The organism is Aeromonas sp. 61P, from assembly GCF_051919545.1.
Classification (GTDB): Bacteria; Pseudomonadota; Gammaproteobacteria; order Enterobacterales; family Aeromonadaceae; genus Aeromonas; species Aeromonas veronii.
Genome location: NZ_JBQBEL010000001.1, coordinates 1461848 through 1486037, shown reverse-complemented (window position 1 = coordinate 1486037; position 24190 = coordinate 1461848). Strand labels below are relative to the sequence as shown.

22 protein-coding genes are annotated in these 24190 nt (G+C 58.5%); 14 read left to right on the top strand and 8 right to left on the bottom strand.

Features of this window, described 5'->3' with window-relative positions; genetic code table 11:
- Nucleotides 1-2 precede the first annotated feature (2 nt).
- Together ACTG2O_RS07240 and ACTG2O_RS07235 are read left to right on the top strand one after the other, a co-directional pair.
- Nucleotides 3-1106, top strand: a complete 1104-nt coding sequence (locus ACTG2O_RS07240; protein WP_058056448.1) for an EAL and HDOD domain-containing protein — start codon at nt 3-5, stop codon at nt 1104-1106.
- A 65-nt stretch (nt 1107-1171) separates the two neighbouring features.
- On the top strand, nt 1172-1762 hold the full coding sequence (locus ACTG2O_RS07235) for an HAD family hydrolase (RefSeq protein WP_439975530.1): 591 nt from the start codon (nt 1172-1174) through the stop codon (nt 1760-1762).
- A gap of 132 nt (nt 1763-1894) precedes the next feature.
- Here ACTG2O_RS07235 and hfq read toward each other — a convergent pair whose 3' ends face one another.
- Complete coding sequence (hfq, locus tag ACTG2O_RS07230; protein WP_005335772.1) at nt 1895-2254, bottom strand: RNA chaperone Hfq; 360 nt, start codon at nt 2252-2254, stop codon at nt 1895-1897.
- Between the two features lie 176 nt (nt 2255-2430).
- Here hfq and ACTG2O_RS07225 point away from each other — a divergent pair, with 176 nt between their 5' ends.
- Genes ACTG2O_RS07225 through ACTG2O_RS07215 form a run of 3 tightly spaced genes read left to right on the top strand, consistent with a single transcriptional unit; the run spans nt 2431 to nt 5907 of the window.
- Nucleotides 2431-3702, top strand: coding sequence for a paraquat-inducible protein A (locus ACTG2O_RS07225; RefSeq protein ID WP_058059687.1), 1272 nt, complete (start codon nt 2431-2433; stop codon nt 3700-3702).
- Nucleotides 3695-5344, top strand: a complete 1650-nt coding sequence (gene pqiB, locus ACTG2O_RS07220; RefSeq protein ID WP_005335774.1) for an intermembrane transport protein PqiB — start codon at nt 3695-3697, stop codon at nt 5342-5344. The genes ACTG2O_RS07225 and pqiB overlap by 8 nt, the downstream gene beginning before the upstream one ends.
- Nucleotides 5341-5907, top strand: coding sequence for a PqiC family protein (locus ACTG2O_RS07215; RefSeq protein WP_075116002.1), 567 nt, complete (start codon nt 5341-5343; stop codon nt 5905-5907). Before pqiB ends, ACTG2O_RS07215 begins: the two co-directional genes overlap by 4 nt.
- A 79-nt stretch (nt 5908-5986) precedes the next feature.
- On the opposite strand, the gene rlmD is transcribed toward ACTG2O_RS07215, so the two are convergent.
- Nucleotides 5987-7339 carry a 23S rRNA (uracil(1939)-C(5))-methyltransferase RlmD gene (gene rlmD, locus ACTG2O_RS07210; protein ID WP_047434556.1) on the bottom strand — a complete coding sequence of 451 codons (1353 nt, stop codon included), beginning with the start codon at nt 7337-7339 and terminating at the stop codon, nt 5987-5989.
- Nucleotides 7340-7613: 274 nt separating this feature from the next.
- Here rlmD and ACTG2O_RS07205 point away from each other — a divergent pair, with 274 nt between their 5' ends.
- Nucleotides 7614-9338 carry a proline--tRNA ligase gene (locus tag ACTG2O_RS07205; RefSeq protein ID WP_139461079.1) on the top strand — a complete coding sequence of 575 codons (1725 nt, stop codon included), beginning with the start codon at nt 7614-7616 and terminating at the stop codon, nt 9336-9338.
- Between the two features lie 92 nt (nt 9339-9430).
- On the opposite strand, the gene ACTG2O_RS07200 is transcribed toward ACTG2O_RS07205, so the two are convergent.
- The 3 genes from ACTG2O_RS07200 to ACTG2O_RS07190 form a co-directional block, all read right to left on the bottom strand.
- Complete coding sequence (locus ACTG2O_RS07200) at nt 9431-10111, bottom strand: SDR family oxidoreductase (RefSeq protein WP_439975529.1); 681 nt, start codon at nt 10109-10111, stop codon at nt 9431-9433.
- Between the two features lie 31 nt (nt 10112-10142).
- The gene (locus tag ACTG2O_RS07195; protein ID WP_019445720.1) at nt 10143-10775 is read right to left on the bottom strand and encodes a TIGR04219 family outer membrane beta-barrel protein; all 633 of its coding nucleotides are present in this window, start codon (nt 10773-10775) and stop codon (nt 10143-10145) included.
- A 95-nt stretch (nt 10776-10870) separates the two neighbouring features.
- Nucleotides 10871-11320 (bottom strand): copper chaperone PCu(A)C, encoded by a 450-nt coding sequence (locus tag ACTG2O_RS07190; protein ID WP_005335782.1) that lies wholly within the window; start codon nt 11318-11320, stop codon nt 10871-10873.
- Nucleotides 11321-11410: 90 nt separating this feature from the next.
- Between ACTG2O_RS07190 and ACTG2O_RS07185 the strand changes: the two genes are divergently transcribed.
- Nucleotides 11411-12160 (top strand): enoyl-CoA hydratase-related protein, encoded by a 750-nt coding sequence (locus tag ACTG2O_RS07185; protein WP_019445721.1) that lies wholly within the window; start codon nt 11411-11413, stop codon nt 12158-12160.
- 17 nt (nt 12161-12177) lie between these two features.
- Here the strand turns inward: ACTG2O_RS07185 and ACTG2O_RS07180 are convergent, their stop codons facing one another.
- Nucleotides 12178-12606, bottom strand: a complete 429-nt coding sequence (locus tag ACTG2O_RS07180; protein WP_005335785.1) for a DUF2753 family protein — start codon at nt 12604-12606, stop codon at nt 12178-12180.
- Between the two features lie 285 nt (nt 12607-12891).
- Between ACTG2O_RS07180 and ACTG2O_RS07175 the strand changes: the two genes are divergently transcribed.
- Nucleotides 12892-13551: a CatB-related O-acetyltransferase gene (locus tag ACTG2O_RS07175; RefSeq protein WP_439975528.1), complete on the top strand. Its 660-nt coding sequence runs from the start codon at nt 12892-12894 to the stop codon at nt 13549-13551.
- Nucleotides 13552-13652: 101 nt separating this feature from the next.
- Here ACTG2O_RS07175 and ACTG2O_RS07170 read toward each other — a convergent pair whose 3' ends face one another.
- Nucleotides 13653-14360: a ParB-like protein gene (locus ACTG2O_RS07170; protein WP_439975527.1), complete on the bottom strand. Its 708-nt coding sequence runs from the start codon at nt 14358-14360 to the stop codon at nt 13653-13655.
- Between the two features lie 184 nt (nt 14361-14544).
- Here ACTG2O_RS07170 and ACTG2O_RS07165 point away from each other — a divergent pair, with 184 nt between their 5' ends.
- From ACTG2O_RS07165 to ACTG2O_RS07155, 3 genes are all read left to right on the top strand, one after another.
- Nucleotides 14545-16149: a peptide ABC transporter substrate-binding protein gene (locus tag ACTG2O_RS07165; RefSeq protein WP_439975526.1), complete on the top strand. Its 1605-nt coding sequence runs from the start codon at nt 14545-14547 to the stop codon at nt 16147-16149.
- Between the two features lie 118 nt (nt 16150-16267).
- Nucleotides 16268-16567, top strand: coding sequence for a hypothetical protein (locus ACTG2O_RS07160; protein WP_005335795.1), 300 nt, complete (start codon nt 16268-16270; stop codon nt 16565-16567).
- Between the two features lie 137 nt (nt 16568-16704).
- Nucleotides 16705-18264, top strand: coding sequence for a methyl-accepting chemotaxis protein (locus tag ACTG2O_RS07155; RefSeq protein ID WP_439975525.1), 1560 nt, complete (start codon nt 16705-16707; stop codon nt 18262-18264).
- A gap of 63 nt (nt 18265-18327) precedes the next feature.
- Here the strand turns inward: ACTG2O_RS07155 and dusA are convergent, their stop codons facing one another.
- On the bottom strand, nt 18328-19380 hold the full coding sequence (gene dusA, locus ACTG2O_RS07150; protein ID WP_338773705.1) for a tRNA dihydrouridine(20/20a) synthase DusA: 1053 nt from the start codon (nt 19378-19380) through the stop codon (nt 18328-18330).
- Between the two features lie 232 nt (nt 19381-19612).
- On the opposite strand from dusA, the gene ACTG2O_RS07145 reads away from it, so the two are divergent.
- The 3 genes from ACTG2O_RS07145 (at nt 19613) to ACTG2O_RS07135 (ending at nt 24119) form a co-directional block, all read left to right on the top strand.
- Complete coding sequence (locus tag ACTG2O_RS07145; protein ID WP_303844259.1) at nt 19613-20569, top strand: tyrosine-type recombinase/integrase; 957 nt, start codon at nt 19613-19615, stop codon at nt 20567-20569.
- 137 nt (nt 20570-20706) lie between these two features.
- Nucleotides 20707-22806, top strand: coding sequence for a RecQ family ATP-dependent DNA helicase (locus tag ACTG2O_RS07140; RefSeq protein ID WP_275057432.1), 2100 nt, complete (start codon nt 20707-20709; stop codon nt 22804-22806).
- Nucleotides 22803-24119, top strand: coding sequence for a DNA-processing protein DprA (locus ACTG2O_RS07135; RefSeq protein ID WP_275057431.1), 1317 nt, complete (start codon nt 22803-22805; stop codon nt 24117-24119). The genes ACTG2O_RS07140 and ACTG2O_RS07135 overlap by 4 nt, the downstream gene beginning before the upstream one ends.
- Nucleotides 24120-24190: the final 71 nt, after the last annotated feature.

Below are 24190 nucleotides of genomic sequence, written 5' to 3'. Positions count from 1 at the left end.
CCATGCTGTTGCGTCGCTACCCTATCTTCAATCGTCGCCTGGCTCTGGTGGCCTACGGCATCGACTATCAGCTCAGCTCACCGGCCGAATGGCCTTCACTGGCGCAACATTGCCGCCTGCTGGCACAGGGGCGTCAATATCTGGTGCCCTTCACCCACGAACAGCTCGATGAACAGCGTCCCATGCTGCTGGATCAGGACGCGATCCCGCTGGTTGAAGCCTCCAGTGAACGCCAGCCCAACTCGTTCCCGGTGCTGGAGCAGTGGCGCGACAGTCGGCGCAGACTGGCGGTGCACGGCGCCAACCGGGATCCACGCTGGCTCGGCGCCAGCCGCCTGCTGGTGTACTGGATGGGGGAAGAGGGGATCTGCCAGCCCACCGAGCACAAGCGGATGGCGCTGAACATCGAAACCTGGGCGGATTTTCTCCCGCTGCGGGAGGCGGGGGTCGACTTCTTTGCCGGCGGCTTTCTCGCCCGTCCCGAGCTGGTCAATCAGCGGGCCAACCAGCCCGATATGGCGCTGGTACAGCAGATCCTCCAGCTCATCTGCCACGAAGAGTTCTCCTTCGCCCAGGTAGCCCGCCTGCTGGAGCAGGATGCCTGGCTGCCCGGCCTGCTGCTCACCTACGTCAACGCCCCCGGCTTCGATCATGCCGCCCCCATCACCTCGGTACCCCGCGCCCTCTCCTATCTGGGGGAGCAGGAGATCCGCAAGTTCGTGCTGATCAACGGTCTGGCCCGGGTAAGCCAGCACATGCCGGAGGCCTGCACCCGCATGGCCATCGCCCGCGGCCGCTTCTGCGAGTTGATTGCCCTCACGGCGCTGGGTAAAGCGGAGGCAAGCTGGGCCTTTCTGGTGGGACTGGTGCTCGATGGCTCTCTGCTGTCGGAACCGCTGATGGCCCACCTGCCCAAGAGCGTGCAGCGCGCCATCGAACTGCATGAAGGGCCACTCTTTCATCTATTTCAGCTGGTCAACACCTATGAACAGGGTAACTGGGCACTGCTGGAACAGCTTGCCCCCAAATATCAACTCGATCCGGCCCAGCTCACCCCCGTCTATTTTCAGTCACAAATGTGGGGGCAAGCGTTTCTCACCAGCTAGGTGATGGCGAGGCGGGGAGCCACTGGCTAGAATGGGCTCCCTTTTTTCAGAGACTGACCCGCACCATGACCCTTTCCGGATTCCAAGGCCTGGTCTTTGACCTTGATGGCACCCTGGTCGACTCCATGCCGCTGCACCTCGCCGCTTGGGAACACACTGCCCGCGAGTTTGGCTTTCGCTTCGATGCCGACTGGTTCTATGAACTGGGTGGCATGCCGAGCCGCAAGATAGCCCTGCTGGTGGCACAGGAGCAGCAGATCCCCCTCGATCCGCTCGACGTCACCCGCTGCAAGACCGCCCACTATGTGGCCAACCTGCACAAGGCGACCGTCTTTCCGGCCATGCAGGCGCTGGTCGAGCGCTATCATGGCGTCATCCCGATGGGGATCGGCACCGGCTCGCCTCGCGTCAACGCCGAGGCGGTGCTGCGCAACACCGGGCTGGATCGCTACTTCTCAGTGGTGGTCACCGCAGACGATGTAGAGCTGCACAAGCCCAATCCGGACACCTTCCTGCTGGTCGCCAGCAAGCTGGGGGTCGAGCCATCAGGCTGTCTGGTGTTTGAAGATACCGGTATCGGGGTACAGGCCGGAGAAGCAGCGGGTATGCAGACCTGCATGGTCAAAGAGGGCAAACCGGTCGGCATAACGGCGTAGTGCGGAAAAAAATATCGCCCTGCAAGGGGCGATAACCGGAACCGGCTCTCATACGGGACATGAATGAAAATGAGAGCAAGTTCCGTCAGCCGCTGACGCAGGGCGCATCAACGGGGAGTGCGGGGCAGACGATTACTCGTTGTTGCCGCCGCCCTGATTGTCGTCATAACGACCCGGCGCACCGTGGGGGCGCGGCGCCATGGAGACACGTGGCTTGCGAGCACGCTGGATATTCACCTGCGGACGGCCGGTGTGCATGGCGATGGTGGAGATCTTGGCCTTGTAGACCAGCTGCTGGTTACCATGAGCATCGGTCAGCAGCACGCTGTACTGGTCGAACCCGCTGATGGTGCCTTCCAGCTTGATGCCGCTCACCAGAAAAATAGCGACCTGACTGCGGTTCTTGCGCAACCAGTTGAGGGCAGAATCTTGCCCGTTCCCGAGGGAGAAGGCTTGCTCAATCGTGGAGTAGCTGGGGGATTCAGTTGTCATAAATTATTGTCCCGCGGAAAAAAAGTGGCGTTTGATTGTGCTAAATGGGCACTGGCTTGTCAAAGTCATTCTCACTCCCGCCAGCAATAGCGGCCTCCGGGGGCTGGTCGCTGACCGGTACAACTGCGATAATCGCCAGCTCTGGCTCTACCACGGGCCTTATCTGGGGTTTTATCTTGCATCCGGTTTCACACCAACACCACACCACCTATGTCCATGATGCCACTGCCTGCGAAGAGTGTGACCTGCTGATACCGGCCACACCGCTCGAGGTGGGACAGGCCAGCTGCTGCCCCCGTTGCGGACACACCCTGAGTCGCCACCTGCCACAGCAGGAGTTGCGGCCGATCTCCTACGGGTTCGCGGCACTCATCATGTTCGTGCTCGCCAATGCCTTTACCTTTATGTCCTTCTCGGCCAAAGGGGTGGGCCAGGAGATGACTTTTCTGCAGAGCATCACCACCCTGGTGGATGAGGGCTATCTGTTCCTCGGCGCGGTACTGAGCCTGACCCTGATCGGCCTGCCGCTGGTTTATATGGGCTCCATCATGCTGGTGCTGTGGCGGGTCGATAAAGATCTGCACAGCAATGCCCTGCGCTCCCTCGGCCGTCTGCTCTGCCGGATCAAACCCTGGCTGATGGTGGATGTCTTTCTGGTGGGGGTGCTCATCTCGCTGGTCAAGCTGATGGGGATGGCCGACATCAAGATGGGGCTGTCATTCTGGGCTTTCGTCGGTTACACCGTGCTGCTCATCAAGATGATCTCCTCGCTGGATCAGATGTGGCTGTGGCAGCGGCTGTTCGGCCCTACCGAGGCGCGGGAGATCGACCCGGAAGCGGGCGCGCTGGAGTCCGGTCTGGTGGGCTGTCATATCTGTGGCGCCCTGAGCGAGGTGGGTAGCCACAGTTGCTCCCGCTGCGGCGGCAAGCTGCATGCCCGCAAGCCGGGCGGCCTGAACCGCACCTGGGCGCTGCTGTTTACCTCCGCCATTCTCTACATTCCGGCCAACGTCTATCCCATCATGGATACTGTGTTCCTCGGTGATGACAGCCCCTCCACCATCCTCGGCGGTGTGGTGCTGCTCTGGGCCATGGGCTCCTACCCCATAGCTGCGGTGATCTTTTTCGCCAGCGTGGTGGTGCCGCTGGTGAAAATACTGGCGCTATTCTGGCTTTGCTATATGGTGCAGCGCGGCAATGTCACCTCCCCCCTCGGCAAGCTCAAACTCTATCGCATGACCGAATTTGTCGGACGCTGGTCGATGATCGACGTCTTCGTGGTGGCCATTCTGGCGGGCCTGATCCGGCTCGACAATCTGATGACCATCTATCCCGGCCCTGCGGCCGTCGCATTTGCAGGTGTAGTGCTGATCACCATGGTCGCCGCCATGAGTTTCGACTCCCGCCTGATCTGGGATTTACAACAAGGAGAACGCGAACGTGAGTGAGCGTAAAAAAAGGTGGAAACCGGGCTCTGACTTTCTGAGCTCTGCCGCCGCAATCTGGATGGTGCCCCTGCTGGCGCTGTTCATCGGTCTCTGGATGCTGTTCCAGCACTGGTACTCCCAAGGCCCCAGCTTCACCCTGACAGTCGCCACTGCCGAGGGCATAGTCGCTGGCAAGACGGTGATCCGCTCCCGCGAAGTGGACGTCGGCCGTATCGAGGCCGTCGAGCTGAGCGATGACTACAGCCATGCCGTGCTGAAAGGACGGCTGACCAATGCTGCCTCCGGCATGCTGCGCGGTGACAGCCAGTTCTGGGTGGTCAAGCCCAGAGTGGGCCGTGAAGGGGTATCGGGTCTGAGCACCCTGCTCTCCGGCGCCTATATCGAGCTCGCCCCCGGCAAGAAAGGTCGGGCGCGGGACGAGTACGCCATGCTCGACAAACCGCCGCTCGCCTCCCTCGATGCCAAGGGGCTGCGTCTCACCCTCAGCAGTCGCGACACTCGCGCGCTGGGGGAAGGCTCCCCCATCAACTATCAGGGCTTCACCATAGGTCAGGTGGAAGAGGCGAAGTTCCTGCCGGAAAAGAGCGAGATGCAGTATCAAATCTTCATCCACGCCCCCTATGACATTCTGGTGAGCAGCAACTCCCGCTTCTGGATGACCCCGGGCTTCGAGGTCTCCATGAGCAGCGAGGGGATGAAGGTGAAGATGGATTCGCTGGAGAGCCTGATCGATGGCGGCATCACCATGGGTCTGCCACCCGGCTGGGCGCCTGGCGAGCCGGTCAAACAGATGGAAGGGTTCACCCTGTTCCAGGATGAGGCGAGCGTGCTGGCCGGTAGTCTGGATCAGTTCATCGACTACGTCTTCCTGTTCGATGACAACGTGGGTGGCCTGCACCCGGGCGCGGCGGTGCAGTATCGCGGCATTCGGGTTGGTACCGTCATCTCCGCCCCCTACCTCATCGAGGACAAGGGCGTGCAGATCTTCAAGAGCCGCCAGATCCCGGTGCTGGCCCGCATCGAGGTACAGCGCCTCTCCCATCGCTATGCCAAAGCAGAGAAGGATCAGTGGCGGGCCCTGTTCGGCAAGCAGTTCAAGGAGGGGTTGCGTGCCAGCCTCAAGACCTCGAGCCTGCTGACCGGCGGCAAGATCATCGACCTCAACTTCTATCCGGACGCGCCACGTTTCGAGCAGGCCAAGCTGGCCGGTTATCAGGTCTTCCCCACCGTGCAGGGCGGACTGGATCAGATCGAGCGCAAGGTGAACCTCATCCTCGACAAGTTTGTCGACATGGACATGGCAACCACCCTGACCAAGGTCAACGGGTCACTCACCACCCTGGATGGCACTCTGAAGAACATCAGTGCAGTCAGCGCCAACCTGAACAAGCTCACCGCCAAGGATTCCACCCAGCAGTTGCCCGCCTCGCTCAACGAGAGCCTCAAGCAGTTGCAGGAGACCTTGCAGGCCTATGATGCCCAGTCGCAGACCAATCAGGACCTGCGTCAGTCGGTGCAGACCCTCAATCAGTTGATGCGCGAACTGCAGCCGCTGGTGCACTCCCTCAACGAGCAGCCCAGCTCGCTGATCTTCGATCGCGCGCATCCATCGGATCCTGAGCCCAAGCGAGGCAAACAATGAAAAAAGAGATCCTGACGCTGGCCCTGCTGGGCCTGCTGGCGGGTTGCAGCAGCCAACCAAGCCTGCACTACTACTCGCTCGATGCAGACAGCCAGCAACCCGTGACGGCCCCGGCCCAACCGCAGCACCAGCTGGTGCTGCGCCCGGTGGCGCTGGCCAGCCAGCTCGACCGGATCAGCCTGGTCTATCAGCTGGAAGGACAAGAGCTGCACTTCACCGAGTACCATCGCTGGGCCGGTGCGCTGGACGATCAGCTCAACCAGCTCACCCTCAATGGCCTCTCCACCCGCCTGCCGGGCTGGGTGGTGCGGCAGGATGGCGCCCGCAAGGGGCCGGTGCTGACCATTCTGGTGGAGCGCTTTCAGGGCCGTCATGACGGCAGCGCCGTGCTGAGCGGCCGCTGGCGCCTGCTGGCGGAAGATGGCACCGTGTTGCGCGATGCCCCCTTCCGTCAGGAGCGGGTACTGCCAGCCGATGGCTACAACGCACTGGTGAACGAACTGGGTCAGGGCTGGCAACAGCTGCTCGACCAGATCGCCGCCGAGGTGCGCAAGCAAGGTTGAGCACATCAACCTGCGAGTATCAGATAGAAAAAAACGACGCCAGCTGGCGTCGTTTTTTATGGGCAAGAGTCGGGGCGACTTATGCCTGGGCGGGCAGGCTCAGGCGGGCAACCGCTTCCACATGCATGGAGTGCGGGAACATATCGACCGGTTGCACTTCATCCAGCACGAAGCCCTGCTTGACCAGCCAGGCAAGGTCGCGGGCCAAAGTCTGCGGGTTGCAGGAGACATAGACCAGACGGCGGGGCGCCATGGCGACCAGGGTCTGCAGCACCGCCTTGTCACAGCCTTTGCGGGGCGGATCCATTACCACCACGTCAGCTGTCACGCCTTGGGCGTGCAGCTCGGGCATCAGCTGCTCGGCCTTGCCAACGTGGAATTCGGTGTGCTCGATACCGTTGAGGGCGGCGTTGCGACGGGCATCGCTGATGGCGCTCTCCACCGACTCGATCCCGACGACCTTGGCGGCCTTGCCAGCCAGGAACAGGGAGATGGTGCCGATACCGCAATAGATGTCGAACACCGTCTCGTTACCGGTCAGCTCGGCATAATCGAGGGCGCTGGAGTAGAGCACATCGGTCTGGGTCGGGTTGTTCTGGAAGAAGGAGAGCGGCGAGATCTCGAACTCGAGTTCGTGGATCTTGTCGCGGATCACCCCTTCGCCGAGCAGCACCCGGTTGGTGGCCCCCAGAATGCGGTTGGTGCGCTCATCGTTGATGTTCTGCACCAGGGTAGTGACCGGCAGATCGCTTAAGCTCGCCAACAGCTCGGCTTCGAACGGTAACTCCTCGCCCAAAGTGACCAGCACCACCATCAGCTCGCCGCTCTTGAAGCCCTTGCGGGTTATCAGGTTACGCACGCAGCCGCTGTGGTTTACTTCGTCATAGGCGGCGATGTCGTGCGCGCGCATCCAGTTGCGCACCCGGGCGTTGAGCTCGACGTGCAGCGGATCCTGCACCGCACAGTCATCAGCGGGGATGAGATCGTGGGAGTGCTTGCGATAAAAACCGATCTCGGCACCGACATCGCAGCCACGCACCGCATATTGCGCCTTGTTGCGATAGGCGAACGGGCTTTCCATGCCAAGGATATCCTTGACCGGAGTATCACCCAGCCCGACCTGTTCCAGTGCGCTCTGCACCAGTGCCTGCTTGAGCTTGAGCTGGGCCGGATAGGCCAGCGGGCGCACCTGACAGCCACCACACTCGGTGTTGGGGCAGAAATCGGCAACCCGATCGGCGGAGGGCTGGAGCAGCTCGGCAACCTTGCCGTGCAGATAGTTCGGCTTGACCTCGGTCAGCTCCACCAGCGCCTGCTCACCGGGCAGCAGACCTTCGACAAACAGGGGGCGATCGAACAGGCGTCCTTTGCCATCTCCTTTGTCGGTCAGTTCCAGGATCTCGATCTGGTGTTGATGTCCCACTAACGGCATGAGCGGCTCCAAAAGTACTAAAAATGGGGGGTGATGGACGCGGAAAAGCCATGCCCATCGAGAAAAGGTGGCAGAGTTTAGCGGAGATCCGGCCAAATTGCAGGCATAAAAAGCCTGCTTGTTGCAATGGTCATTGCACCAGGCTATCTGCCGGGCGTTGCCACCTTTCGGGTTGCGGCAAATTTAGCCCTTGGGCCATAACGCCCAGCCTGTTAAAATTCCGCCCTTGAAATTATCCTGGGCCCCGCGCCCGTTCTAGCTAAGGTCTACCGCGATGCGTACCAGCCAATATCTGCTTTCCACTCTCAAGGAAACCCCCTCCGACGCTGAAGTTGTCAGCCACCAGCTGATGCTGCGCGCCGGGATGATCCGTAAACTGGCCTCCGGCATGTATGCCTGGTTGCCAACCGGTCTGCGGGTACTGAAGAAAATCGAGAACATTGTTCGCGAAGAGATGAACAATGCTGGTGCCGTCGAAGTCTCTATGCCGGTGGTTCAACCCGCCGAGCTGTGGCAGGAGTCCGGCCGCTGGGATGACTACGGTCCCGAGCTGTGCCGTCTGACCGACCGCCACAACCGTCCCTTCGTGCTGGGCCCGACCCACGAAGAGGTGATCACTGCGCTGGTGCGTTACGAAGTGAACAGCTACAAGCAGCTGCCGCTCAACCTCTACCAGATCCAGACCAAGTTCCGCGACGAAGTACGCCCCCGTTTCGGCGTGATGCGTGGCCGCGAATTCCTGATGAAGGATGCTTACTCCTTCCACATCGACAAGGAATCTCTGGTCGATACCTACGAGAAGATGCACGCCGCCTACTGCAAGGCTTTCACCCGCATGGGTCTGAACTTCCGTCCGGTGCAGGCCGATACCGGCTCCATCGGTGGTACCGGTTCCCACGAATTCCAGGTGCTGGCCGAGAGCGGTGAAGATCTGATCGCCTTCTCCGATAGCTCCGATTACGCCGCCAACATCGAGATGGCCGAAGCGCTGGCACCGGCTGGTGAGCGCGCTGCCGCCACCGCAGCCCTGACCAAGGTTGCCACCCCGAACGTCCACACCATCGACGAAGTGGCTGCCTTCCTGAACGTGGCTCCGACCGCCATCGCCAAGACCCTGCTGGTACTGGCAGAGGAAGATGAGCACGGCAAGCAGGCCGTCATTGCGCTGGTACTACGTGGCGACCACGAGCTGAACGAAATCAAGGCTGAGAAGCTCTCTGGCGTGGCTAACCCGCTGACCTTCGCCAACGACGAGCAGATCAAAGCTGCCGCCGGTTGCGATGCAGGCTCCATCGGCCCGGTCGGCTTTGCCGGTCGCATCATCGTCGATCGCAGCGCCGCCCATCTGGCGGACTTCGTCTGCGGCGCCAACGAGACCGGCTTCCACCTGACCGGTGCCAACTGGGATCGCGACATCGCTTCTTACGAAGTTGCCGACCTGCGCAACGTGGTGGAAGGCGACCCGAGCCCGTGCGGCCAGGGCAAGCTGCTGCTCAAGCGCGGTATTGAAGTGGGCCACATCTTCCAGCTGGGTACCAAGTACTCCGAAGCGATGAAGGCGAGCGTGCTGAACGAGGCTGGCAAGTCCGTCACCATGGAGATGGGTTGCTACGGTATCGGGGTTTCCCGTCTGGTTGCTGCCGCCATCGAGCAGAACAACGACCAGTACGGCATCATCTGGCCGGACGCCATCGCCCCGTTCGAAGTGGCCATCGTGCCGATGAACATGCACAAGTCCGAGCGCGTGGCCGAGCAGGCACAGCAGTTCTACGCCGAGCTGAAAGCGGCCGGTGTGGACGTGCTGTTCGACGACCGTAAAGAGCGCCCGGGCGTGATGTTCGCCGACATGGAGCTGCTGGGCATCCCGCACGCCATCGTCATCGGCGATCGCGGTCTGGACAACGGCGTGGTGGAGTACAAGTGCCGCCGCACCGGCGAGAAGCAGGAAGTGGCCATCAGCGACATCATCGCCATGCTCAAGGCCAAGCTGGGCCGTTAATTCCGCCCTCTTCCCGATATAAAAAAGCGCGCCATTTGGCGCGCTTTTTGTTTCCGTATTCTGACGACGGCAACCGGATGGCGGGTTTCGCCTCAGGGATTGCGACCGATAAAGAGGTCGGTCACGTGGCAGCTGCTTCTGGCTTCCAGTGCGTCGAGCATATAGGCCGCCGCATCTTCCGGGGTCATGAAGCCACTCGGGTCCACGTGATCCGAGTTATCCCAGAATTCGCTGCGGATCCCGCTCGGGTAGAGGTTGACCAGCCGCAGTGGCGAGCTTTGCAGCTCGGCGCGCAAGGATTCGAGAAAGCCGCGCATCCCCCATTTGGAGGCGCAGTAGAGGCTCTCGTTGGCCTTGCCCACCTGAGCGGCGGAGGAGAGCACATTGGCCAACACTCCGCCTTTCTCACCGATAAGCCGCACCGTCTGCTGAGCCACCAGAATGGTGGAGATGAGATTGCTCTCCACCACCCGGCGGATCTGCTCGGCGGTGTAGACACCGACCGGGCCAAACTCGCCCACCCCGGCGCAGTGGATCACCATGTCGGGCTGCCCGCCCCACTCCACCGCTGCAGCGAAGGCGACGTCGACCTCTTCATGGTGCGCCAGATCGGCAGCGATGCCGATCACCGCGCTGCCGAGCAGTTGCTCCTGCTCCTGCAGTCGCTGATAACGGCGCCCCATCATGGAGACCTGATAGCCCCGCTCAACCAGACCTATGGTCAGCGCCCGGCCGAGACCAGAACCGGCACCTGTCACTATGATGTGGCCCATTATCGCTCCTCGTCGTCAGTTGACGGTCAGATTAGAAAGTGAATTCGCCGCCCATGAACCAGCCATCGACAGACTGATCGATATTGGCGAAGTCGACCTTGGCTTCACGCCAGCCGGCACGCAGCTTGATCGGCATGGAAGAGAACTTGTAGGAACCACCCAGACGGTAGTCATAGTTGTCCGCATCATGAGTGCGCAGATCGCCGAAGAAGGCGATGCCGGTGCCCGGGATCTTCACTTCGCTGCCGGCATAGGCCATCAGGGTATCTTCGTCATAACCCTTGCGACCGAAGTAGACCTGCTCGCCATCGTAGTGACGGCCGGTCATACCCAGATCGATCTTGAACAGATCGTTGTTGAACAGACGGTAGTAGAGGCTCAGATCGTAGGCTGTCAGATCGTTCTTGAAGTTGCCACCGGAGGTGCTGAAATCGGAGACTTCAAACTTGGCGTTCGGCAGGAAGATGATGCCGTGTTCCAGTTGCAGATAGCCGTTCCAGTTGTAGCTGTCGTCATAGCTGCCATCGGCACTGGTGCCATAAGCCTGACCACTGCCCTTGGCTGCCCATACGTCGGCACCGGCGGCAAAACGCCAGTCGTCAGCGGCCATGGCACTCTGGCAGCACAGAGCCAGCACAAAACCGGCAATCAGCGTCTTTTTCATTACGTCACTTCCTCTTGCATACATGGAAAAGAGCACTATTTTACTCGGTGCAGCCAAAATACCCAGCGTCAATCCTGAACAAACGACGACAAATGTCAGTGCTTCATATGCTTCATCTCGGCCATCGGCTCAATCGGCTTCACCGGCAGTGACAGATCCAGCTTCTGACCATCATCCATGGTGAGGGTGAGCGGGAAAGGGGTCTGCTCGGAGAGCGTGCCCACCTCGAACAGCATGATGTGCAGGCTGCCCGGCTTGAGCACCGCTTCGCCCTTGGCCGGGATCTCGATATTCTCGACCTGACGCATCTTCATCACGCCATTTTCGTGCAGGTGGGTGTGCAGCTCGGCACGCCCGGCCGCAGCAGAAGCCGCCGCCACCAGCTTGACCGGCTGGTCGGCGTCATTCTTCAGCACCATAAAGGCGGCAGTGTTGGGGGAGCCCGGCGGCAACAGGCGAACATAACCGTCGACAGCCTCGACCTTGGCCAGTGCAGGCGCCGTCATACCCAGAACCAGCAGAGAATAAAACGCACGTTTAAACATGGTTGAAATCCTTTTATGATGTTGTTAAACGGCGCCAAGGTTACCCCAGCAGCAACCTTTTTTGCACCTTTCAATAACAAGGATTTAGACATGGCCCCCATTCTCATTGCCGAGCAGCAGGATGGCTTGCTCACCCTGACCCTCAACCGCCCCGACAAACGCAACGCTCTCAATACCGAGCTCTATAAGCAACTGGTGGCAGCGCTGCGAGAGGCGGCAGCCGATGAGGAGGTGCATGTCCTGCTGTTGCAGGGGCAGCAGGATTGCTTTACCGCGGGCAATGATCTGGCCGACTTTATGGGCAAGAGCTCGCTGGAGCCCGACGACCCCATCCTGCAGTTCCTCCACACCCTGGCCGACTTCCCCAAACCTGTGGTCGCCGCCGTTGCGGGCCCGGCAGTGGGGATTGGCACCACCATTCTGCTGCACTGCGATATGGTCTATCTGGCGGATAACGCCCGCTTGCAGCTCCCCTTCGTCGAGCTGGGGCTGGTGCCGGAGTTTGCCTCCAGCCTGCTGCTGCCGCGTCTGGTGGGGCACCTCAAGGCGGCGGAGCTGTTGCTGCTGGCCGAGGCGATTGATGCCGAGGAGGCGCTGCGATTCGGGCTCGCCAACAAGGTGGTGGCGGCCAATGGAGTGCTCTCCTTTGCCCGCGAGCAGGGGCTGAAGCTGGCGGCCAAGCCGCCCAGAGCGCTGCAAAAGAGCAAGGCGCTGCTGAAACAGGAGCTCAAACAGGCGGTGCACTTTGTCATCGATCTAGAGGCGCGCGCCTTCGCCCAGGCACTGCAAGGGGAAGAGGCGCAGCAGCGGATCGCCCAGAAACTCAAACGGCGGAGCTGAGCCGCGCCCACATCCGTTCAGTTGAGGCGAAAACGGCCGATCAGCTCGCAGCCCTGTACCTTGTCCTGCAACTGGATCAGCCGGGCAATTTCCGGATTCGGGTGGCGCTTGAGAAAGGCGAGCAGGGCCCCACGGCAGCAACCCAGCTCGCTGATCAGTGCCTCGCACTCCCGGTTGGGGCATTGTGGCACCAGCGCCGTGACCAGCTCGGAGGCGAGTTTCAGGTAGCGCAGCTCGTAAGTCGGCTCATCCATCGCCCGCCAGAAGTCGGCCAGCCGGTGGCAGGTGGCGACTCGCATGGTGGCCAATTCGGTCAACTCGACCTGGGTCATCTCGTAAACATCCCCCAGCGCCTGCTGATAAAAGCAGATCGCCGCCCCCAGCGAACCGGCCTGCCAGGCACGCTCCGCCTCCAGCATGTATCGTTGCCAACTTTGCGGTGTCATCTCACTCTCCCGAGTCCGTCATGGTGGGAGTGTTATCATGGCTAATTGAGAATAAATATCAACCAGAGGGTTAGTGCAGGATCTCTGCGCAACCTTGGCAAACCCGGCGCCCGACCTTATGATCGTGCCCTTCCACCCTTCTTTGGAGCACACCACAATGCGACCTCGCCTCCCGCAGATGCTGGGCTGCTCCCTGCTCTGCGTGCCCCGCATGCTGGTCTGGATCTATTAGCTGCGCTCAAGCGAACGCAACCCATCCGATCCATTCAGCAAAGGAGTACCAACATGAACCCCTGCCAACACTGGTCGCAGGTCGAATACCTGCACCTGACGGTGACCAACCCCAATATCTGCCTCAAGGGGCAGCACAGCTACTACTCGGGTGCCTGGGATGGCCCCTTCGAAGAGGTGGCGGTGCGCTACCTCCATGGCGATCCCTTCAGCCGCAGCCCGGACACCGGCTGGGAGCCGCTCTGGCATATCGACCGGCTCCATATCGGCGACTATGTGCAGATTGCCGCCGGGGTAAAGATCATCATGGGCGGCAACCACACCCACAACACGTCCTTCATCAGCACCTATCCGTTCGCCGATCTGGCGGCGCTCAAGCGCAGCTATCACCCCGCAGGTGATACCCGCATCGGCAACGATGTCTGGATCGGCATGGAGGCGATGATCATGCCCGGTGTCACTATTGGCGATGGCGCCATCATCGCCGCCCGTTCGCTGGTCAATCAGGATGTGCCGCCCTATGCCATGGTGGCGGGCACCCCAGCCAGGGTGGTGCGGATGCGCTTTGGCGAGGAGGAGATTGCCCGGCTACAGGCCCTCTCCTGGTGGGATTGGCCGGATCAACAGCTCAACGATCTGCTACCGCTGATCCAGCAAGGTGAAGTCGCCCTGCTTGAGCAGGCGGCTGCCCACTGGGCGGAGCGCCATGAGTGACCACCGCCAGCCAGCAGTAACAAGCTGACAGCAGAAGGGCGACCCCAGGGTCGCCCTCTTTTATCTCCGGCATGCTCTGGATGCCCTCATCGCACATCCACTCATTGCGCGCTTTTGGACTGGTTGAGGCTGCACTGCTTGCCGGGATAACCGGGTAGATCCTTGGCATCGCTGCCGCAGGCGAGCCGTTTGGCCTGTTGCAGGCGGGCCGCCAGATTGGCGCTGTCCACCAGCATCCATTGCATCTGCTTGCCGAGCCAGCTGGCCCAGGCAAACTCGACGAAATAGACCTGTTTATCCTTGCGAAAGTAGCCCGCATTCTGCAGCAGTCCGGCGAGGGTGCGATAGGGGTAATCAGGCAGCTTGTCGATACTGGTCGGCAACTGCTCCGGGGTCAGCGGCTGTCCCTTCTCATCCTTGAGCCAGGCCCAGTGGTTGTTCTGCATCTGGCTCCAGAAGTTGGCTTTGTCCTGCAAACGGCCAATCACCTTGACCCGGGCATCCTTGACGCCCTGCTGCCACAGCGCCTTGGTGAGATGGTGGCGGTCCACCAGCCAGTAGCTGCCATCCGGCGCAATCACCACGGGGATCTCTTTCTTTTTCATCAACTTGTCGAGCTGCTTTGCGCTCATGCCCGCCAATGTGGCCTGGGTCTCATCGACCTGGATCTGGCCGACGCCCCCCTGAGTCGGGTGCAAGGCATCGATGCCGATCTCGCACCAGTTGCCCACCGCCGTGTCGCTCTGGCACGGGGCCAACGCCCAGGCACCCTGGCTCAACACACAGGCCAGCAATAACCATGCTTTCATCGTTTGACACTCCTCACCACATTGAACTGCACAGACGCCGGGAACGCTCTTCTACCCCGATTGGGAGTGAGAGTCGAATGCTGGCGGTCAGACCAGCAAACGGGATATCATGATTTCCCATCTGTCGGCGATATTTTCTCGCCGAGTTTTCTCCCCGCTTCACACTATTTGAAGGATCCGACCCATGAAAGGATGGAGCCCCTTGCTGGCCCTGCTGGGCTGTGCTGCTGTCCAGGCTGCCGATATTCCCGCCGGAACACAACTCGCCGCCGAGCAGATTGTCGTTCGCCACCTCAAGGATGAACCTGCGAGCCTGAGCCCGCTCAAGCTGGTCGGCCTGCCGGAGTTGCAGGTACTGCGGGATCTGTTCGAGGGGCTGCTGACCCAGGGGCCGGATGGCAAACCGGTTGCCGGGGTGGCGGCCAGCTGGGAGAACAAGGGCAACCAGTTCTTTACCTTCCATCTGCGCTCGGATGCGCGCTGGTCCAACGGCGATCCGGTCAAGGCCGGCGACTTCGTCTACGGCTGGCGCAAGCTGGTCGACCCGAAAGAGGCGGCCACCTTCGCCTGGTTTGCCCAACTGGCCCGTTTCGACAAGGTGGACGAGATCGTGGCTGGCAAATTGCCTGCCAGCGAGCTGGGGGTCAAGGCCCTCGATGATCACACCCTGCAGGTGACCCTCTCCCAGCCGGTACCCTACTTCCTGAACCTGCTGAGCCACCCCAGCCTGTCGCCGCTCCATCAGGCCAGCATCGAGCAGTACGGCAACCAGTGGACCCAGCCCGGCAAACTGGTGGGCAACGGTGCCTTTGTGCTGAACAACCGGGTGGTCAACGAGAAGCTGGAGCTGACCCCCAACCCTTATTACTGGGATCGGGCCCATACCGTATTGACCAAGGTGATCTTCATGCCGATCAATCAGGAAAGCGCGGCGACCAACCGCTACCTGGCTGGCGATCTGCATATCACCGAATCCTTCCCCAAGGAGCAGTACGACAAGCTGAAGCAGCAGATCCCGAATGAGGTCTACACCCCGGATCAGCTCGGTACCTACTACTACGCTTTCAATACCCGTCAGGCACCACTGAACGATGTGCGGGTGCGCAAGGCGCTCTCCTACACCATCGACCGCACCCTGATCGCCGACAAGGTGCTCGGCACCGGCGAGAAACCGGCTTATCACTTCACTCCGGATGTGACCGCCAGCTTTACCCCGGCCGCCAACTTGCTCTCCACCAGCAGCCAGTCGGCGCTGGACAGCAAGGCCAAGGCCCTGCTCAAGGAGGCCGGTTACGGCCCGGACAAGCCGCTCAAGCTGACCCTGCTCTACAACACCGCGGAAATTCACAAGAAGATAGCACTGGCGATTGCCAGCATGTGGAAGCAAAAGCTGGGCGCCGAGGTCGAGCTGACCAATCAGGAGTGGAAAACCTATCTCGACAGCCGCCAGAGCGGTCAGTTCGAGGTGATCCGCTCCTCCTGGGTCGCAGATTACAACGACCCGTCAGCGTTCCTCGGCCTGTGGGGCTCTCGTCACAGCGGCAATATGGCAGGCTTTGCCAATGCCCGTTATGACCAGCTACTGGCAGAGGCGGCCAGCACTCAGGATGCCGCCAGCCGCAGCAAGCTGTTTGGCGAGGCGGAGGCGATCCTGCTGGATCAAACCCCCATCGCCCCCATCTACCAGTACACCAATGCCCGCCTCATCAAGCCATGGCTCAAGGGCTACCCCATCAACAACCCGGAAGATGTGGCCTACAGCCGCCAACTCTACCTCGTCAAACACTGACACCGACTACAACGATGCGAGGCCCCGCAGGGCCTCGCTATTGATACTGTTCACACCCCGATTTCCAGCCTAAAATGCCGCCCCTTCTGTTCAATTAATCTTCAATACCCAGTCAGACATGCGTTATTTGATACTGCTCTCATTGTTGTGGACCCTGCCTGCTCAGGCCAACAGCGAATCCCAATGCCAGCAAGAGTTTGTCGGCTGGATGCTGCACCAGCAGCAACAGTTCAGCGATCGCAAGTCTGACAAGATGGAGCGGCGCCGGGCCGAGCGGGCCATCGAGTTGGCTCGTCAGGAGTACGACAAGCAGACCAGCTTTTGCAAGACAATGGAGCTGGTGCGCAGCTACAAAGATAGCGATCCGCGCTTTAAACCGAGAAGCGGCGAAGTCCACGATTTCACACCGGCCAGCTGACCCTTACTTCATCAATTCATTGTGTTGATTAATTGACCCAAGCCAAGTTCGGGGCACTGAAGAGCCTTAGAATGATTAACTGAGAACGACAATAAAAAACATAGTTATCAGTTATTTGGCTTTTTCAGGAACGACACATGACCAAACTCCATCAGGAGGGGGAGATACACTTCCCCGACAACATCGCACTCATCTCGACCACGGATCCCGCCAGTCATATTACCTATGCCAACCAGCACTTCTGTGATGTGGCCGGGTATGGTGCGGCCGAAATGGAAGGGGTACCCCACAATCTGGTGCGACACCCCGACATGCCCAAGGTGGCCTTCGCCGACATGTGGCAGCGGCTGCGGCAGGGCAAAAGCTGGATGGGACTGGTCAAGAACCGCGCCAAAAGCGGTCAGTTCTATTGGGTAAACGCTTACGTCACCCCGATCCTCAATGCGCAGAAGGAGATCGTCGAGTTCCAGTCGGTGCGCACCAAACCCGCCGCCAGCGATGTGGCCTGGGCCGAGCAGCTCTATGGCCTGCTGCGCAGCGGCAAGGCGCTTCCCTGGCTGAGCCGGTTTCACATTGAACCGGGTCAGCTGACCCTCTGGCTCTCCGTTTCTGCCTTGCTCACTACCCTTGCTACCTTTGCCACCGGCAACCTATTATGGCTGCTGCCCACCGCCTTGTTGCTGTTGGCACAGGCAATCCACGGCTGGCGATTGCAGCAACGGCTGGCTCATCTGCTCACCCTTGCCGATCAAGACAAGGGAACCCACCTCTGTCAGGTGCTCTACACCCGACGGCGCGACACCCTGGCGGCCGTCGAACTGGCCCTGCGGATGAAGCAGGCCGAGCTCAAGGCTGTGGTCGGGCGCAGCGCCGACACCAACCAGCAGATCCTGCAGGCAGCCGAAGATGACCGGGGCAATATCCAGACCATCGATACCCACCTGCAGCAGCAGCGCGCCCACAGCGAGCAGCTGGCGACCGCCATCACCGAACTGAGCCACTCCATTCGGGATGTGGCCCACAGTGCCCATGAGGCGAGCAATCTGGTTATAGAGGTACAGCAGGTCTCCGATGAGGGGCTGCAAGCATTGGCGACCACCCGATCTGCCGTCAACCAACTCCATCAGGAGCTGGATGCCAACCACGCCGTGCTGGCCCAGCTCACCAGCGACAGCCAGAAGATCAGCGGCATTCTGGAGGTGATCAGTCAAATCGCCGACCAGACTAACCTGCTCGCTCTCAATGCGGCCATCGAGGCCGCCCGGGCGGGCGAACAGGGGCGCGGTTTTGCCGTGGTGGCGGATGAAGTGAGGGCGCTGGCCCAGAAGACCCGAGCCTCGACCAGCGAGATCCACGAGATGATCCAGGCGCTGCAACAGACTACACAACAGCTGTCGGACGGGATGACACAAGGGGCACAGACTTCGGTGCGCTGCCAGCAGCACGCAGGCACCACCGCCGACGTGCTCACCCAGATCAACCGGATGCTGGGGCAGGTAACCCGCACCAGCGACGAGATCGCCCAGGCGGTGAGTCAGCAGGCCGACGTCACGGCGACGCTCGATGAAGGGGTGCACCAGATCCACCAGCTAGCCAGCCACACCGCCGACAACAGCAGGCAGGCGCTAGATGGCATCACCCTGCTGGTAGAGCGGCTGCAGGATCTCTCGCGGCTGATCAACCAGTTCAGATATTGAAGCGACAGCGATCAAAAAAGCGCGTCAACTGACGCGCTTTTTTCGCTTTGCCTGACAGGAGAGTTATTCGCCCTGCTCGCTGGCGGCAAACTCCGGCACCTTGGCCATGGCATCCAGCACCACCTGAATATCCGCTCCCGGTTTGCAGGCGTTCTCGCTCAGGTGACGACGCCAGGCGCGGGCCCCCTGCATATTCTGGAACAACCCCAGCATGTGGCGGGTCATGTGGGAGAGGTAGTTGCCCTTGGCCAGCTCCTGCTCGATATAGGGCAGCATCATCCGCACCACCTCGTGGCGGCTCGGCACAGCGTTGTTCTGACCAAACACCAGATTATCCACCTGCGCCAGAATGTAGGGGTTCTGATAGGCTTCACGCCCCATCATGACGCCATCGACGTGTTGCAGGTGCTCAAGGGTCTGCTCCATGGAGGTGACACCGCCGTTGAGGGCGATGGTGAGCTCCGGGTAATCCTGCTTGACCCGATAGACGCGAGGGTAATCGAGGGGCGGGATCTCGCGGTTCTCCTTGGGGCTCAGGCCGCTCAGCCACGCCTTGCGGGCATGGACGATGAAGGTATCACAACCAGCATCGCGCACCTGTTCGATAAAAGCCTGCAGAAATTCGTAGGAGTCCTGATCGTCGATGCCGATACGGGTCTTCACCGTCACCGGAATATCGACTACATCGCGCATCGCCTTGACGCAGTCTGCCACCAGCGCCGGTTCACCCATCAGGCAGGCACCAAAACGGCCGTTTTGCACCCGATCGGAGGGGCAGCCGACGTTGATGTTCACCTCGTCATAGCCGCGCTCCTCGGCCAACTTGGCACAGCGCGCCAGATCGGCCGGATTGCTGCCACCCAGCTGCAGGGAAATGGGGTGCTCCTGCTCGCTGTAACCCAGATAATCCCCCTTGCCGTGGATGATGGCGCCAGTGGTCACCATTTCGGTATAGAGCAAGGTCTGGCGGCTCATCAGTCGATGAAAGTAACGGCAATGCCGATCAGTCCAGTCCAGCATGGGGGCAATCGAGAATGTCTGGCGGTGGGCAGGCTTGCCAGATATGGCCTCAGAGCCTGATTTAACGGGGTTTTCACTGATTTGTTTCTGAGTCATTTGCGGGTGTTTCCAGACATTTGTTGATTGATCCTGCCCCATATCTGCCCCACCATTTCATGGGGCAGGTGTACTCCACGAGGTATCTATGGCCGGCTACACAATAGAAAAACGTAAGACCAGCAAAGGCGAGTTACGCTATCGCTGTACCGTCAGGGAACATAAAGGCGAAGAGGTAGTATACCGAGAATCCCGTACCTTTGGCAGACAGTCAGACGCCAAGAGCTGGGGGATGCAGATGGTGACGATGATCGAGCGGGATGGTTTGCCTGGCCTGGTGCAACCCGTCCCCACTATCCGCGAGCTTATCGCCCTCTACCGCGATCACCCAGCCATCAGCCCCACCATAGGCAGAACCAAAGCCTACTGCCTCGATCTGGTAGCCGATTGCGATATCGCTAAGCTCAACGCTGATCAGCTCACCATCAAGGATCTGGTCGACCACTGTCAGGCCAGAAGGGATGCGGGAGCCTCGCCTGCCACCATAGCCCACGATATCAGCTACCTTGGCTCCGTATTTGCTGCCGCCAACCCCGTCTTCAATATCCCGGTCGACAACAAGCTCATCCTTGAAGCTCGTAAGACCCTTAACAACCTGAAACTGGTGGGGAAAGCCCAGAAGCGCACCCGACGTCCGGTGAGCGATGAACTCGATCGGATTATTCTGGGACTGGAAAAACGACAGAGCCGCGGCATGGCCAAGATCCCCTACACCGCTCTTCTCAACTTCGCCATCCTGAGCTGCATGCGGATAAGCGAGGTATGCAAGATCAAGTGGTCTGGCGTGGATGAGAAAAACCGGGCTGTGTTGGTTGAAGACCGCAAAGACCCGAGAAAAAAGATAGGGAACCATATGCTGGTGCCCCTGCTCGGCGAGGCTTGGGAGATCCTCAAACGTCAGCCCAGAGCCGACGATCGCATCTTCCCCTACAACAGCAAGAGCGTCACCGCAGGTTTTCAGCGAGTCAGAACGGAGCTTGGTATTGAAGACTTACGCTGGCACGACCTACGCCGCGAAGGAGCCTGCCGTCTGTTTGAGGCTGGCTTCGTCATTGATGAAGTCGCCCAAGTCACCGGCCATAGAAACATCAACATCCTCTGGCAGATCTACACCGACCTCTACCCAAACCGGGTACACGCCAAGTTTGAACGGCTACAACAGGCCAAGGTGGTGGAAGAGGCCAGATAAAGTGGGAAAAGTGGGATGTAGATTACAGCTAAGGTGTTGCTCTTGTCAGATTAATTCAAGATGATCAACTGCATCAACGATTTGCTGCGAGCCAAGCTAATGCTTGGTGAACCCATAATCTCAATCAAGGAACGATAATGATTCGAGCTCAAGCCCAACAATTACTGCAAGCGGCGTTGGCCAATCCTTCAGCAGAATTCCGTGAAGGCCAATGGGAAGCCATTGATGCGCTGGTGAACCATCGTCAGAAACTGTTAGTGGTGCAGCGCACAGGTTGGGGTAAAAGCTCGGTTTACTTTATCAGCACAAGAATTTTCCGCGATCGTGGCATGGGGCCGACAATAATCGTCTCGCCTTTGTTGGCGTTAATGCGTAACCAGATTGAATCGGCCCAACGTTTAGGCATTGTCGCAGAAACCATGAACTCGACCAATAGTGCCGATTGGCAAGAGGTTACCCGGCGTATTCTTACTAATCAGATCGACTGTTTACTAATTTCCCCTGAGCGATTAGCTAACGATGGTTTTATTGACACCGTGTTGCAGCCTATCGCCGACCGTATTGCATTGATGGTTATTGATGAGGCCCATTGTATCTCCGACTGGGGCCATGACTTTCGCCCGGATTATCGACGTATCGTCAATATACTGCGTCAGTTACCCGCCAATACGCCAGTACTTGGTACCACTGCAACAGCTAATGACCGGGTGGTTGACGATATTCAAATCCAACTGGGCGACATTCAGATCCATCGAGGTCCACTAACCCGTGAAAGCCTCGCGTTGCAAGCTATGATACTGCCAGATCAAGCATCTCGCTTGGCCTGGTTAGCGCAAGTCATCCCCACTTTGCCTGGTACTGGCATTATATATACCTTAACAGTACGGGATGCCGAGCAAGTCGCTAAGTGGTTAGGGTTAAACGGAATCGACGCCAGAGCTTACTACGGTAGCGTTGAGAATGAGGATTTTGAAAACAGTGATACATACCGTCAGCATCTGGAGGGGCTGCTACTCAACAATCAATTAAAAGTATTAGTAGCAACAACAGCCTTAGGTATGGGCTACGACAAGCCAGACTTAAGCTTCGTGATTCACTATCAAGCACCTGGTTCTATCGTCGCTTATTACCAGCAGGTCGGCCGTGCAGGGCGTGGCATCGATCATGCGGTAGGTGTATTGATGTCCGGAGTGGAAGATCAGGACATCCATGAGTTTTTTCGGGCTTCAGCATTTCCGTCAGAGGGCCAAGTTAATGAAATTCTGCAGTTACTGGAGCAGAGTGATGGCTTAACCCTTCGAAGTATTGAAGAGCACACGAACCTGCGTCATAGCCAGATTGAAAAAGTGCTTAAGCTGCTCAGCGTGGAAAACCCGGCACCTGTTATCAAAGACGGTAGCCGGTGGCTCAGAACGCCAGTTCATTACCGAATGGACCATAATCGTATCGCCCATCTTACTAGACAACGTGTCCAAGAATGGCTGGAGGTTCAGGCATACATTACAGATATCGGTTGCAAAATGACGTTTCTGCGTCGAGCTCTAGATGATTTCGATCCAACATCTTGCGGTAAATGCTCATCTTGCCTTGGCCACCCGGAGATCAATGTATATGTTGATCCTATTTTGGCTCATCGTGCGGGTACATTCCTTAAGCACGCAGAAATGGTGATTGAGCCCAAAGCCCAAGTCGCATCTAATGCGTTTCTGGAATACGGATTTCGCGGTAATTTACCTCAACATCTTCGCGCACAAGAGGGGCGTGTTTTGTCTCGCTGGGGGGATGCTGGCTGGGGGCGTTTAGTTGCTGACAACAAGCACGCTGGACGTTTCAACGATGAACTGGTTGATGCCATGGTGGAAATGATCCAGCAGCGTTGGCAGCCTAACCCAGCGCCACTGTGGGTGTGTTGTGTTCCATCCCGTAACCACCCTGAATTGGTGCCGGACTTTGCTCGTCGCTTGGCTGTTCGCTTGGGCTTACCATTCATAGATGCAATCAGCAAGGTGAAAGACAACCAACCACAAAAAGTTCAGCAAAATCGCTTCCATCAATGCCGAAATCTAGATGGTGCATTTGAAGTTTCTCAGCGTTATCCGGGACAACCGGTTCTTCTGGTTGATGATGTTGTAGATTCCGGCTGGACATTAACAGTCATCGCAGCACTATTACAGCAGGCAGGAAGTGGTCCAGTTTATCCCGTAGCCCTTGCCTCTTCATCGGTAAAAGATTCATGAATATTTCAAGCTTATTGTCACCTACAGCACAAGCTACGCTGCTATTGACAAGCTACTTCTCAAAAGCCAGTAGCGAAACCGCCAAGCCACTTACCAATGCGGAATGGGGAAGATTTGCGTTGTGGCTGAAAGAGAAATCTGCCACGCCAGCCGATCTGTTGGTGACGGACCCTAAGACTTTACTAAATGGTTGGCATGATACGCGTATCAGTACCGAGCGAATTATTGAGTTGCTGAATCGTGGGCATAGTCTTGCACTTGCGATGGAAAAGTGGCAACGGGCTGGACTCTGGGTGGTTACCCGTTCCGACCCCGAGTATCCAAAACGCCTAAAAAAGCGACTAAAAACAGACTCACCAGCAGTGTTATTTGGGTGTGGTAACAAAGCTCTGTTGAATGCCGGCGGATTGGCTGTTATTGGCTCACGCAACGCCAGTGTGTCGGACTTGGCTTTTACAGATCAGGTGGGTTTCAAGGCTGCCTCAGAGGGAGTTGCGATTGTCTCCGGTGGAGCTCGCGGTGTCGATGAGACGGCAATGCAAGGGGCCATCAAACAAGGTGGTGCGGTGATCGGGGTGATGGCAGATAGCCTGCTAAAAGCTGCGACCAGCAGCAAGTGGCGAAAAGGCTTGATGGATGGGCATACCGTCTTGATATCACCTTTTTACCCCGAATCGGGCTTCAATGCCGGTAATGCAATGGCCCGCAATAAATACATCTACTGCTTGGCTGATAGTTCTTTAGTTATTCACTCTGGAAAGAAAGGAGGGACAATAAACGGGGCAGAAGAAAACCTGAAAAAAGCTTGGGTACCACTGTGGGTTAAACATACAACGGACAAAGATGCAGCCAATGCAGACCTGGTAGTCAAAGGTGGCCGTTGGTTGGAGGCTGATGCTTACTCATTCACCATTGCCGATTTAATGAGCCATGAAGGCTGTGGTGTGAATCATGCGAAAGAAGAACAGACCGATCTCTTTTCTATGCTTTCTCAGCCAGAATTGTTTACTGAGACCGAACCAGAGACAGCGGTTTATGATGTTGCACGCGATAGTGAGGTTCCCGAGCAGTGGGTAGATATTGACACCACCAAAGAACGACATATTGAAAATGAGGCTGCACTATCAAACTATATCGATTTTTATCAGTTATTCACCACCGAGCTTCAATGGTTAGCAAAGGTACCAGTCTCCGTTGATGAGTTGGCTGAACGCACACAGTTACACAAAGCACAGCTAACTGATTGGTTGAGGCGCGCCGAAGAAGAAGGGGTAGTTAAAAAGCTAAACCGCCCAGTACGCTATCAAGTTTAGCTCACTTAGGTTTAGTCAACAACGCCCATACCTACCTGTAAATATTATGGCCGTTCATTTCATAGTTTTAC